Here is a 12,803-nt window from a genome sequence, read left to right on the forward strand (position 1 = left end):
TTGGGGCAAATTTGCGCAGCGCACCGACTTGATCGCATTGCAATTTCGTAAGCTCTGCCTTGTATTGACGATCAGGCCGCCGGTTCGCCCCCGGCACGGGCCAGGGCTGCGTAACGCGCTGCAGCAGCACTCGCATCGATCTCACGCTCGCCGGCGACCTGCACCGTCGGAACAGCGAATTCGATGCCGTTTTCCTTGAAGGCATTGCGGATCATCGCCAACGCATTGCGGCGGATAACGAACTGCTCGCCGGGCTTTGTCATCATCGAAAGGCGGATCTCGATGGCGAATTCGCCGAACTGTTCGACACCCTTCATCTTCAAAGTTTCGATGATATTCGGACCCCACTCCGGGTTATCGAGAAGCTGCTGGCCGATCTGCTTGATAATCTTCTTCGTCTTCACGAGGTCCGTATCATAAGTGACATTCAGGCTGATCTTGTCGATCGTCCAGTCGCGGTTGAGGTTCTTGACTGCTCCAAGTTCGCCGAAAGGCACCGTGGTCAGCGGCCCGCGATGATGGCGAAGCTTTACGGAACGCAGGCTGAAGGCTTCGACCACACCCTTATGGCTACCACTTTCGATATATTCGCCCACACGGAAAGCGTCATCCCACAAATAGAACATGCCACTGATGACATCCTTGACGATGGTTTGGGCGCCGAAACCGACGGCAACGCCGACGACGCCGGCGCCGGCAATCAGGGGCCCGATTTCGATACCGAGGCCCGACAGCACCATCAGGACAGCGATTACCACGATGACGACCGCCAGGATGTTGCGGAAGATCGGCAGCAGCGTCTGCAGACGTGCACGCTTGACCTTATCCTCGTCGCTGACAGTGCCATCGACCGGCGAATCGAGAAGCTTGCCGTCGATATAGGCCTTGACCAGGTGCCAGAGCAGATCGGCCGCGAGCAGGATGACAATGCCGCCGATAATGCCGCGCGCCACCCGGTCGATCATCGTTTCGTTTGACGTCATCATGGAGGCGGTTTCGACACCGAGCATACGCCCAAGCCAGATCGCGGCAAAGGCAATGATCAGGGCCCGCACACCCCGGTCAAGCAACACGGTCGCGATGCGGCGTTTGGCAAGGAAGCCTGCTTCGACATGGTGGAGAGATTTGACGGCGAGCGTCGAGACGGCAAGCACCCGTGGCAGCAGTACTAGATAGATACAGACCCAGAGGAGCCAATCGAAGCTCAATACCCAGATGCCCCAGAGCAGCACGAAATAAAGGGTCAGCAGCCAGGTAACGGCATGGCTGCGCCGCGTTCCATTTCCCGGCCGCGACCAGACCGCCTCCGTGGCGATCAGAAAAAGTCCAATGCCGAGCACATAGCCAACGAGATACCGCGCAGGCATCGAAAAGCCGAGCGGCTCCATCGATTGCAGAACGGCCCAGCCGAAGACAAAATAGACGACGAACAGAGTGCAACGACGGAACCAGAATTGCGCGACGACCGGATCGACCGCAGCCGTTTCGCCCTCGCCGCGCGGCAGAGTAACGAGATCCACGACGACACCGCCGAGAGAAACGGCGAAGCGCTGCACGACGACAGCGATGGCGATCGCGATCGCGATATTCTGACTGATCGGGGGCCAGTTGAAACTGATCAATGCAAGACCCGTAGCCAAGCCGAAGACGATAGCGGGAATGATGCGCGCCGCCAATCGTGTACCGGTCATCTGCGCCGCCCGCTCCCGCCGATCGCGCACCGCCCTCCGCACGAGGATTTCGACGACGAATCCGGTGATGAGAATGGCGAGAAATTGCGCGGCCATTCGGGTCGGACCAGCGTCAGTCAGTTCGCCAAAGAAGAGAGATGAAGCCCGGGCAATTTCGGATGATAGCGTCATCGCCGCCCCGGAAACCATGGCAATGTGCCGGCGGGCATGCTGGAGACGGCCGGACAATATCGACATTTCCTCGTTGCCGCCGATCGAGTCTGCAGGCGCCGCCATCTGCGTCGCCATCCACTGCTTGACCTCCGGCGTCTGCATCAGCTCCATCATCTGCCGCACCTGGGCAGGCGGTGGCGCAACCTCCGTGGAAGCTGCCGGTGCCGTCTGTGCGTAAACGGCATTGAAAAGAGAAAGCAGCAGCAGGATGCCGCAGATGCCGATCGCAGAAATTCGCCCCATGCCCCGCCTCCGGTTTAACGTCAGGCATTTATGCAAGCGCCGTTGCGGAAAAGCCAGACGAACTAACTGCCTAGCCGAATGCCGGCCAAAAGAAAGCCGTCGGACCTCGCAGACCGGCGGCTGATATAAAACGAATAGGCTTCGCTTACTTGTGCGGCTTTTCGGCATGACCGCCGAAGCCAGCACGCATGGCCGACAGCACCTTGTTGGCAAACTCGTCCTGGTCGCGCGAGGAGAAGCGGCCGTGAAGCGCGGCGCTGAGCACCGGTGTCGGCACGCTTTCGTCGATGGCAGCCATGATCGTCCAGCGGCCTTCGCCGGAGTCCGAAACGCGGCCGGCATATTGGGTAAGGACCGGATCCTTGTGCAGTGCAGCGGCCGTCAGGTCGAGCAGCCAGGAGGTGATGACGCTGCCGCGGCGCCAGACTTCGGCAATTTCCGGCAGGTTGAAATCGTACTGGTAGAATTCCGGATGCGAAAGCGGCGCCGTCTCGGCATCGGCCTCGTGCGTCAGGGCGCCAACATTGGCATGCTTCAGGATGTTGAGGCCTTCGGCATAGGCTGCCATCAGACCGTATTCAATGCCGTTATGGACCATCTTGACGAAGTGGCCGGCGCCATGTGGGCCACAATGCAGGAAGCCTTGCTCGGCGGTGCTTAGAGCTGCAGCTTCAGGCGTGCGGTTGGGTGAGTTTTCCGTCGTACCGGCACCCGGCGCCAGCGTTGCGAAGATCGGCGACAGATGCTGGACGATCCCCTTCTCGCCACCGATCATCAAGCAATAGCCGCGCTCCAGCCCGAAGACACCGCCGCTGGTGCCGACATCCACATAGTGGATTCCCTTGGTGATCAGTTCCGCACCGCGGCGGATGTCGTCGTGATAGTAGGAGTTGCCGCCATCGATGAGGATATCGCCGTCATGCAGCAGCGGAACGATCGAAGCGATGACCTTATCGGTGATCGCGGCCGGCAGCATCAGCCAGACTGCGCGCGGGCGCGCCAGCTTCGAGACAAATTCTTCGAGCGAGGCGCTGCCCTCGGCGCCGAGGCCGACAAGATCGGCCACGCTTTCCGGCTTGGCATCATAGACCACGCATTCGTGGCCGCCCCGCATCAAGCGCTGGACCATGTAATTGCCCATACGGCCCAAACCAACCATGCCAAGCTGCATATGAAATCTCCTGGGATTTAATCGATATGATTCCGGAAACTAACACTGGCATCGGGACAGGCAAGCGAAGTCTCTGTCACAAAGGTGAATGCGTCTATTGCATCTTGCGCACGGCTGTACCTTTCGCACCCGGTAGTTTGCCGTCTTTGGAGCACAATTCCAACCCACCCAAAAGCATATGGCCGCCTCAGCGGCGGCTATAGGATCTTCTGCGTGATCGGCACTGGCATCAGCTCCCTCGGCTGATCCTCCGAATCACTGTCTCAACCTTCCTGCGCTTTGGCCTGCTCGCCGCGCATCTCGCTGAGGAACATGCCTTCGCGCAGATTGATGCCATATTCGACAAAGGCCTTCATGCAACAGAACATCTGCGTCCAGCCCTCGAGATTCTGATAGGTTCCGCGCCGCCCCGACTCATCTTCACGCCAGCCGTCTTCGGCGATGGTCACCATGGTGCCACCGTCATCAAGCGGTTTGAAATTCATCTCTACGAGGGTTTTGTAAGGCTTCTTCTCCTCGTCCGTGGCGCCGTCCCAGCGCAGCACGATCTTGCTGTCGGGCACGAGCTCGACCACCTCGACCGGCACGTCCTTCCACCATGTCACCGTCGTGCCCTGCACCAACGGCGCACTCGCACCGCCGATCGTGGTGAAGTAGCTCGACAGCTTCTTTGGATTGACAACTGCATCGAAAACATCAGCCACCGGCCGGCCGATGCGGCCCGAGACGCGAATATTGAGGGACATGCGACTTCCTCCTCTTCTTCGTTGTATCCGATTCAATTATGTTATAAAAACATAACATGTCAAGCGAATCGGATGACGACCTCATTTTCAAGGCTCTGGCGCATCGCCGCCGCCGCGATATCCTCGACCGTCTGAAGGAAGAGCCGCGCACGACAGGGGCGCTCTGCGAGGCATTTCCTGACATGGACCGCTGTACGGTCATGCAGCATCTGAAGGTGCTCGAGGACGCCGATCTGGTGATTGCCAGAAAGGAAGGAAGAGAGCGATGGAACCATCTGAACAGCCTGCCGATCAAGCAGATCCACGATCGTTGGATCAGTGCCTATGCAGGCCACGCGCTCTCTATTCTCGACCGGCTGAAGAGCGATCTCGATGGTCCGTCGCACTAGCTTGCGATGGCAAGCACCTCGCCCCTATGATCAAAGGCAAGGAGAAGAACCATGCCGATATCAGGATCAACAATCCGGCGCATGCGTCGACTGCGCAACATGAAACAGGAACATCTGGCGGAACTGCTCGCTGTCAACCAGGCGACCGTCTCCCGCTGGGAGCGAGATATCCTGCCGGTCACCACTGCCCAGGCAAAACGCCTGGAAAGCATCTTTGCTTCCGCATCCTCCTCCGCGGATGCCGCCTTGAAGCGGCTGGTCGAGGATTCCCGGCGTAAGGTGCATCTGATCTGCGATCGCACGCACCGGCTTCTTGCCGCCTCCAATACCCGCCAGAGCGAATGGCGCCTGCCGCTCTCTGTCTTCCTGGGCAAGCCGCTCTTCTCCTACGCCTCTGACGAGATTGTTGCCGCGGAGCGCGGCCTCACCGGCCTCGGATGGCACGACGGCAAGGTGAATTCACTCACGCTGAAAATCGGCGAAAACGGCAATCCGCACCTGCCCATCCTGGCCGGGCAAGTCTTGTGGGAGCGTATCGTCCTCGCCGATGGCAGCGTCGCACGGCTGGTGACGACGCTCGACTGAGCCTGCAGAATTCCTGTACTCCGCTGCATAAATTATGCGTTGTCCCGCCGAAGCGGCCTTTGTTAGCGTCCGTCATCATCTGACTGGAGGCGTAAAATGACGATACTGGTGACGGGAAGTGCGGGCCATCTGGGCGAGGCGCTGATGCGGACCTTGAAAGATCAAGGCCGTCAAGTGCGTGGCGTCGATATCAAGCCCTCGCCTTTTACTGACATCACCGGCTCGATCACCGATGTCGATTTCGTCCGCCGCGCCATGAGAGGCATCACTGCCGTCATCCATGCCGCAACGCTGCACAAGCCGCATGTCGCGACACACGGCAATCAGGATTTCGTCGACACGAATGTCTCGGGTACGCTGAACCTCCTCGAACAGGCAGTCTCCGTCGGCGTGAAGAGCATCGTCTTCACCAGCACCACAAGCGCTTTCGGCGCGGCCTTGCGCCCGGCGGCAGGCGAACCGGCCGCCTGGGTTACCGAGGATGTCCTGCCAGTCGCCCGCAGTATCTATGGTGTCACGAAAATTGCCGCTGAAGGCATCTGCGAACTCTTCGCGCGCACAGCGGCCCTGCCCGTCATAATCCTGAGAACCTCGCGCTTCTTCCCGGAAAATGATGACGACCCGGATATCCGCAACCGCTACTCCGCCGAAAACGCCCAGGCCAACGAGTTGCTCTATCGCCGCGTCGACATCGAGGACGTGGTCTCTGCCCATCTGCTGGCCCTCGAGAAGGCGCCGTCCATCGTCTTCGGCCGCTATATTATCTCAGCGACGGCACCCTTCAGCCAAGCTGATCTCGCCGAGTTGCATCGTAATGCGCCTGCGACGGTGGAACGCCTGTTCCCGGACATGCCGGCCCTCTATGCGACTCAAGGCTGGACGATGTTTCCAAAGCTCGACCGTGTCTATGTCAATGCGCTCGCTCGGCAGGAACTCGGCTGGAACCCGAAATACGATTTTACCCATGTGCTCGATTGCCTGCGCGAAGGTCGGGAATGGAAAAGTCCGCTGGCCCTTGCCGTCGGCTCCAAGGGCTACCACGAGGAAGTCTTCGAGGATGGGCCTTACCCGCTCCAGCGCCGCTGATCACTGACGGCAGAAAGCTCCGCGTTGCCGAAAACAGTCATCGGGATATCACGTTCGCGCCCTAGATGATCTGGCGGGGATGAGGGCGAAATCCGGGGTCCATGCGTACCGTTCGGAAATCGAATCCAGAACCGGAGTTTGAAGCGGTGGCCAGCCTGCCGGCCGGTCGCCGCTTCGGTTACGCTTTTCGACTGAGAGGATATTTCATGAAGACTGCAAGTTCATTTGCGACGCGCCTGCTGGTGGCCGCACTGCTGGCATCCGCCGCCGTCCCCGCAGCTGCCTTTGCCGATGGCTCCGCCACCGTCGGCGGCACTACCTTCGTCAACAAGGGTCTGGTCGGCATCGGCCGCATCCCGGCCAACCAGCGCGACAAGTTCGGCGAGACCTTCGGCTCCGGCTCCGGCATGGCGATCGATCCTTCCGCCTGGACGAAGGATGGTGTCTCCTACAAGGGCACGCTCTATCTGCTGCCGGATCGCGGCTATAACGTCGCCGGCACCACCGATTATCGTCCGCGCCTGAACACGCTATCGATCGAATTCACACCAGTCGCCCCGGGCGCTACGTCAGAAGCCGGCAAGGAACAGTCGGGCGTCAAGGCGACGCTTGCCGATTCCATGCTGCTGCTCGACGACAAGGGCAATGACATGACCGGTCTGGACCCACAATCAGGCGTTCGCGCTCCTTCGGGAGATTTTCCGCCGCTACCGCAAGCGACCAATGGCAAAGTCGCCCTCGACAATGAAGCGATTATCCGCATGGCCGATGGCACCATGTTCATCAGCGACGAATATGGTCCTTACATCTACCGCTTCTCGGCCGACGGTCATCTGACCGGCGCAACACAGCCGCCGAAGGCCCTGCTGCCGATGCGCAAGGGCGTGCTGAACTTCGCCTCCAACAATCCCGGCCCCGGCGCTTCCGCACCCGATCCGAAAGATCCCGACACCGGCCGCCAGAACAACCAGGGCCTCGAAGGCATGGCCATGACGCCGGATGGCAAGTTCATCATTGCCGTTCTGCAGTCGGCCGCCCGTCAGGACGGCGGCGATTCCGGCGCGACCCGTCAGAATACCCGCGCCATGGTTTATGATGCCGCGGATCCTGATCATCTGAAGCTGGTGCACGAATATGTCGTGCCGCTCCCCGTCTTCAAGAATGCCAAGGACAAGACGACGGTCGCCGCTGAGAGCGAGATCGTGGCTCTCTCCGATACGAGCTTCCTGATGCTTGCCCGCGACAGCGGCAACGGCCAGGGCCTGAAGGACGACACCTCGCTCTATCGTATCATCAGCATCGTCGATACCTCGGCGGCGACCGATATCGCCGGCACGGATTTCGATGCCGACAAGCCGGCCGCCCCAAAGGGTGTCGTCGATGCCTCGATTACGCCAGCGAAGCTGACGCCCTTCATCGATCTCAATGATAAGACCAACCTAAGCCGCTTCGGCCTGCACAATGGCGCGCCCAACGACAAGAATAATCTGTCGGAAAAGTGGGAGGCCATGGGTCTCGCCAGCGTTCTCGATCCGAACCTGCCCGACGACTATTTCCTGTTCGTCGCCAACGACAATGACTTCCTCACTCAGGACGGCTTCCAGGTTGGCGCGGCCTACAAGGCTGACGGGCGCGCCGATGTCGATACCATGTTCCAGGTCTATCAGGTCACTCTGCCGGGCCTGAAGAAGTGAGTCGCATCAGCGGGCGGAACCAGAAACGGTCCCGTCCGCTGATCTTCACCTTTCGACGACACCACTACGAGTGCGATAGCGTCCGTTTTCTCAAGCTGCTTCATCCCAGACGGGTGCGAGGCCCTCCGGGCTGACGATGCGGCCGTCGGGTTTCGCCAATGCATGGATTGCCGCCATCTCTTCGGAAGAAAGTTCGAAATCGAAGATCGTCGCATTCTCCCGCGCGCGTTGTTCCGAGACGGTCTTGGAAAGCACGATCACATCCTGCTGCACAATCCAACGCAGCACGATCTGCGCGATCGATTTGCCATGCTTGGCGGCAATCTCCTGCAGCACGGCATCCTTGAACACCTTGCCGTCAGCCATGGCGTAATAGGCGGTCACCGCCATATTGAGCTCTCTAGCCGCGCGAAGCACCGGTGTCTGGTCGATATAGGGATGATATTCGACCTGGTTCGTAACGATGGGCAGGCTGCTGAGCTTGACGGCCTGGCGCATCAGCTCCGTGTTGAAGTTCGACACGCCGATATGGCGCACCTTGCCCAGCTTCGCGACTTCGTTAAGTGCACCGATTTGCTCGGCAAGCGGCACGGCTTCGTTTGGCCAGTGAAGTAGCAGGAGATCCACATAGTCTGTCTTCAACTTCGTCAGACTTTCGTCGACCGAAGCGACGAAGGCGTCGCGCTTGTAGTTCTCGACCCAGACCTTGGTAGTCAGGAAAATATCGGCGCGAGCGACGCCGGAACGGCGGATACCCTCGCCGACCTCGGCCTCATTCCCGTAGATCTGAGCGGTATCGATATGGCGATAACCGTTAGCGAGCACATGTGAGACCATGCGTTCAGCATCCGGTCCCGGTACGCGGAACGTGCCGAAACCGAGGGCGGGGATGGAGGCGCCGTTGGCGCTGATGAATTTCATGTTGTTTCCTTTCGATGCAGAGATCAGGCGGCGCTGCGGGCAACGACAACAGCCGGACTGGAGCGGCGATCAAGCGCGCCGCTCCAGATGGTGAGGCCAAGGGCAACAGCGACGAGCGCCGCGGCGATGAAAGGCGTGGCGCCCAACCCGAAACGGGACTCGACCACTAGACCGCCGATCCAGGCGCCCATGGCAATGCCGAGGTTGAAGGCGGCAATGTTGAGCGCCGAGGCGACATCGACCGCATTCGGCCGGAGCTGGCGCGCAAGCTGCACGACATAGAGCTGCAGACCCGGCACGTTGGCAAAGGACAGGGAGCCGAGAATCGCGAGCGTCGGGATGGTCAGCCAGGGAGAAACCGCCGTGAAGCCGAAGAGTACTAATACCAACGCCTGGGCAATGAACAGGAAGGTCAGTGCCTTAACCGGATCACGGTTGGAGATGCGCCCGCCGACGACATTGCCGATGGCGATCGCCACGCCGTAAAGCATCAGGATCAGGCCGATGGCCGAGGAGGCAAAGCCGGTGATCTGCTCGAGGATCGGCGCAAGGAAGGTGAAGGCAACGAAAGTGCCGCCATAACCGAGCGCCGTCATCGCATAGACGAGCAGCAGGCGACCAGTGGCAAGCACGCGGATCTGTTCGCCAATGCTGGCAGGCGGAGCTTTCTTGAGGTTTGACGGCAGCAGCAAGGCGATCGCGGCAAAGGCAATCACACCGAGGCCGGCAACGACGGCAAAGGTGGTGCGCCAGCCGAAGGTCTGGCCGATGAACGTGCCGAGCGGAACACCGGTCACGATGGCGACCGTCAGACCCATGAACATCATGGCGATGGCCGATGCCCGACGGTTTTCCGGCACCAGATCGGCGGCGATCGTCGAGCCGACTGAGAAGAAGACGCCATGCGCGAAAGCCGAGACGACACGCGCGATCAGCAACACCTCATAACCGGGGCTGAGCGCGGCGATGATATGGCCCACAATGAAGAGTGCCATCAGCCCGAGCAAAAGCGGCTTGCGCTCGATCCGCCCGGTCAGGGCCGTCAGGATCGGTGCGCCGAAGGTGACGCCGAGCGCATAGACGCTGACAATAAGGCCGGCGAGCGGCAGGGTGATGTGGAGGTCGTCGGCAACCGTCGGCAGCAGACCGACGATGACGAACTCCGTCGTCCCGATCGCATAGGCCGCGATCGTCAATGCAAAAAGTGCGAGTGGCATGAGAGTGCCCCGATGAATTTGCGGTTCTTGTTCGGACCGGAATATGGGCGTGGCGCACTCTATCGATAATCACATATAATGGCTCAACACTTGTGAATTGAATTCAAGATGGAGAGCGCATGGATAACCGCATCGGCGAGATGGACGTCTTCGTGCAGGTAGCTGAATTGCGAAGCTTCTCAGCCGCCGGCCGCAAGCTGCGGCTTTCGCCCTCCGCCGTCAGCAAGCTCGTCACGCGGCTGGAGGATCGTCTCGGCACACGTTTACTGGTACGCACCACCCGCGCTCTGCAGCTGACGCCGGAAGGTGAAATCTATCTCGAACGCTCCCGCCGCATCCTCTCGGAGATCGAGGAAACGGAACGCGCTGTATCAGCTGGTGGAACGACGGTGGCGCGTGGTCGACTGCGCGTCAGCTCGTCGGTCGCCTTCGCCGTTCGCTACATCGTGCCGCTGGTCCCGGATTTCCTGAAGCTCTATCCGGAGGTCGATCTCGACCTCGCACTCAACGACGGCATCATCGATATCGTCGGCGAGCGCGCGGATATCGCCATCCGCTCCGGTGCATTGCGCGATTCCTCGCTGAAGGCACGCAAACTGCTCGAAAGCCGGCGTGTTATCGTCGCTTCTCCCGATTATCTGAAAAGCGCAGGCACACCGGAAAGGCCTGAGGATCTCCACCGTCACAACTGCCTGACCTTCAGCTTCCGCTCGACCGCGGAAGAATGGCCATTCCGAGATCCCAAGAATGGCGACCGCTTCTCTAGACCCGTCTTCGGCAACCTCGAAACCAATAACGGACCGACCGCACGCAGCCTTTGCCTCGCCGGACTCGGGCTTGCTCGCGTCGGCCAATTCCATGTACAGCCGGATATTGATGCCGGAACCCTTGTGCCCGTGCTGGAAGCCTATAATCCTGAGGATATCGAACTCATCCATGCCGTCTATCCCGGCCACGAGCATCTTGCGGCCCGCATCCGGGCTTTCATCGATTTCCTGGTCAAGAACATCCGTTAGAAAACCCGGAGCAGCATAACGCCGTCATCGCCCTGTCACGGACCAACGATAGCGAGCGCTTCATGCCAATTGAAATCCATCCGCCACGACAAAGCTGGGCAGACGACTTCCTCGGCCTGAAACAATCCCTGCTGCGCGCGGCACCTGCTGGCGCGGCAATCCATCATATTGGCTACACCGCAGTTCCCGGCCTTGCGGCGAAGGACATCATCGACATTCAGGTGAGTGTCGATGTTCTTGATCTCGTCGATGAAGCCGCGTTCGAGCAGGAAGGGTTCAAGAGCCGTTCGTTCGTAAGCGATCATTGCCCACCGGGTCTCGATCTGGCCGAAAATGAGTTGAGAAAGCTGTTCTTCAAAAGCGCGGGCCGTCCTGCCAATATCCATATTCGTGAAAAGGGCCGCTTCAATCAGCGCTACGCGCTTCTCTGCCGGGACTTCTTGCGCGCCCATCCAACGGCGGCTGCCGCCTACGGGCTGATCAAGCAGCGTCTCGCTGGCTTTTTCCCTGACAATGCCGATGCCTATTACGACATCAAGGATCCTGTCTTCGATATCATCATGGAAGGCGCTTACGACTGGGCGAAGCTGACCGGCTGGACCGAGCCACCGGGCGATTGAAAACAGAGCTTGTCGGAAGATATCCACGCGGCTCACAGGGAACTCGCCGGAAAGAGAAGGTGCGATCCACGCAACCGGTGGAAACTTTCGATCCTGGGCGCCTACGAAAGTAGGTGGGCGCCGTGTGTCCAGACCCACGAGCCCGGACAGGGACAGCTCCCTAAGGATCGGGTATGGCCCCGAGGATTCATTTGTTCCTGTCGAGAAGCACAGACCGCGACGCAGAATATAGGGGCATTTATCTCGGCGCACCAGTGGGGCACTGGTGCTGTCCCAAATTAATTGAGTTCGGCTGGCGTGCGACCATTCAATTTGTCCGTGATGCCCTGAATGCGACCCGTCACTTCCGAAAGCACTGCAGCAATGCCTTCCTCGGTTCGGGCAGTCGCTGCGAGCACGGTATCGCGGTTGCTGCGGAGCGTCTCCAGCTCCGATTCCAGCCCAGCGACGCGCCGCGTCAGCTCCGAGATTTCGTCCATCACCATGATGCCGGCCATTACGGTGATCCGGAGATCGCCAATCTCGCCGAACTGTCCCTTGAGATGACCGACATAACGGTCGAAACGGGTCGCAAGGTCGGTCAGGTGATCTTCCTGCCCCTCTTCGCAGGCCATGCGATAGGCTTTGCCGTCGATCGTTACCGTTACCTGCGCCATGTCTTCCAAGTCCTCTTAGCGGTCAAGAACCGCGCGGATCGTTTCCATCGCCGTCACCAGCCGACGCGAAACCTCGCGGTTGACCTCTTCCAGCCGGTTTGCGCGGAACTCGGCCTGGTCCAGTTCCTGGGCAAGGCGCGAGCGGTCGGCATGCACGCGACGAACCTCGCCTTCGATCTCGCCTTGCTCGCGCTGGCGTTCGATGCGCATGTCCACGGCGTTCTCGAGGCTCGAGATCGCCTGTTTCAGCTCCATAAGCGCCGCTTCGATGGTTTTGCCGTTAGGCGTCATGTCTCTTCCGGTTCCCCGCACAAGACCCACGAATCGGCTTCCGCCGCCGACCCTATATTTTCAAAAGGATACGCAGCTAGCTTCGAGCACGTCAATAAAGGCTCCCGGCTCGCCCCCGGCCTATTCTGTGGATGAGCGATTTACAGAAGCCTGTCACACAAAATTCGTCTTTTGTAAAACTCGACGGTCAAATGTCAAAAATCATCGCACCTAGCCTTCAAACGGCTTCCATTTTGTTGACTTGGCCGTTCCAACTGCTATGTC

The 12,803-nt window shown here is 59.7% G+C and carries 13 protein-coding genes and 1 other RNA gene; 6 read left to right on the plus strand and 8 right to left on the minus strand.

All coding sequences use genetic code 11. The features are described 5' to 3' along the window. Positions 1-71: 71 nt before the first annotated feature. The 3 genes from FHX15_RS16135 to FHX15_RS16145 all read right to left on the minus strand — a co-directional run bounded on the left by FHX15_RS16135 (position 72) and on the right by FHX15_RS16145 (position 4,064). Positions 72-2,147, minus strand: a complete 2,076-nt coding sequence (locus tag FHX15_RS16135; protein WP_184398771.1) for a mechanosensitive ion channel family protein — start codon at positions 2,145-2,147, stop codon at positions 72-74. Between the two features lie 145 nt (positions 2,148-2,292). Continuing rightward, complete coding sequence (gene gnd, locus FHX15_RS16140; RefSeq protein WP_184398772.1) at positions 2,293-3,318, minus strand: phosphogluconate dehydrogenase (NAD(+)-dependent, decarboxylating); 1,026 nt, start codon at positions 3,316-3,318, stop codon at positions 2,293-2,295. A 263-nt stretch (positions 3,319-3,581) separates the two neighbouring features. Continuing rightward, positions 3,582-4,064, minus strand: coding sequence for an SRPBCC domain-containing protein (locus FHX15_RS16145; protein WP_184398773.1), 483 nt, complete (start codon positions 4,062-4,064; stop codon positions 3,582-3,584). Between the two features lie 56 nt (positions 4,065-4,120). On the opposite strand from FHX15_RS16145, the gene FHX15_RS16150 reads away from it, so the two are divergent. The 4 genes from FHX15_RS16150 to FHX15_RS16165 all read left to right on the plus strand — a co-directional run bounded on the left by FHX15_RS16150 (position 4,121) and on the right by FHX15_RS16165 (position 7,818). After that, positions 4,121-4,453, plus strand: a complete 333-nt coding sequence (locus FHX15_RS16150) for a helix-turn-helix transcriptional regulator (protein WP_184398774.1) — start codon at positions 4,121-4,123, stop codon at positions 4,451-4,453. 51 nt (positions 4,454-4,504) lie between these two features. Beyond that, positions 4,505-5,038 carry a helix-turn-helix transcriptional regulator gene (locus tag FHX15_RS16155; protein WP_184398775.1) on the plus strand — a complete coding sequence of 178 codons (534 nt, stop codon included), beginning with the start codon at positions 4,505-4,507 and terminating at the stop codon, positions 5,036-5,038. A gap of 96 nt (positions 5,039-5,134) precedes the next feature. After that, positions 5,135-6,124, plus strand: coding sequence for an NAD-dependent epimerase/dehydratase family protein (locus FHX15_RS16160; RefSeq protein ID WP_184398777.1), 990 nt, complete (start codon positions 5,135-5,137; stop codon positions 6,122-6,124). Between the two features lie 206 nt (positions 6,125-6,330). After that, positions 6,331-7,818: an esterase-like activity of phytase family protein gene (locus FHX15_RS16165; protein ID WP_184398779.1), complete on the plus strand. Its 1,488-nt coding sequence runs from the start codon at positions 6,331-6,333 to the stop codon at positions 7,816-7,818. 90 nt (positions 7,819-7,908) lie between these two features. On the opposite strand, the gene FHX15_RS16170 is transcribed toward FHX15_RS16165, so the two are convergent. After that, a complete protein-coding gene (locus FHX15_RS16170; protein ID WP_184398780.1) occupies positions 7,909-8,739 on the minus strand; it encodes an aldo/keto reductase in 831 nt (276 codons plus the stop codon). 23 nt (positions 8,740-8,762) lie between these two features. Further along, complete coding sequence (locus FHX15_RS16175; RefSeq protein ID WP_184398782.1) at positions 8,763-9,956, minus strand: MFS transporter; 1,194 nt, start codon at positions 9,954-9,956, stop codon at positions 8,763-8,765. Between the two features lie 119 nt (positions 9,957-10,075). Here FHX15_RS16175 and FHX15_RS16180 point away from each other — a divergent pair, with 119 nt between their 5' ends. Both FHX15_RS16180 and FHX15_RS16185 read left to right on the plus strand, forming a co-directional pair. Then, complete coding sequence (locus FHX15_RS16180) at positions 10,076-10,972, plus strand: LysR family transcriptional regulator (RefSeq protein WP_184398784.1); 897 nt, start codon at positions 10,076-10,078, stop codon at positions 10,970-10,972. A 62-nt stretch (positions 10,973-11,034) separates the two neighbouring features. Continuing rightward, entirely contained in the window at positions 11,035-11,592 is a 558-nt protein-coding gene (locus FHX15_RS16185; protein WP_184398786.1) for a GrpB family protein, read from the plus strand. 59 nt (positions 11,593-11,651) lie between these two features. On the opposite strand, the gene ssrS is transcribed toward FHX15_RS16185, so the two are convergent. The 3 genes from ssrS to FHX15_RS16200 all read right to left on the minus strand — a co-directional run bounded on the left by ssrS (position 11,652) and on the right by FHX15_RS16200 (position 12,539). Beyond that, positions 11,652-11,811: non-coding RNA, 6S RNA (gene ssrS, locus FHX15_RS16190), on the minus strand. 59 nt (positions 11,812-11,870) lie between these two features. Continuing rightward, complete coding sequence (locus FHX15_RS16195) at positions 11,871-12,248, minus strand: cell division protein ZapA (RefSeq protein WP_184398788.1); 378 nt, start codon at positions 12,246-12,248, stop codon at positions 11,871-11,873. A 15-nt stretch (positions 12,249-12,263) separates the two neighbouring features. Next, complete coding sequence (locus FHX15_RS16200; protein ID WP_184398790.1) at positions 12,264-12,539, minus strand: DUF4164 domain-containing protein; 276 nt, start codon at positions 12,537-12,539, stop codon at positions 12,264-12,266. Between the last annotated feature and the right edge of the window lie 264 nt (positions 12,540-12,803).

The organism is Rhizobium sp. BK650 (assembly GCF_014195325.1).
In the GTDB taxonomy this organism is placed as follows: Bacteria; Pseudomonadota; Alphaproteobacteria; order Rhizobiales; family Rhizobiaceae; genus Rhizobium.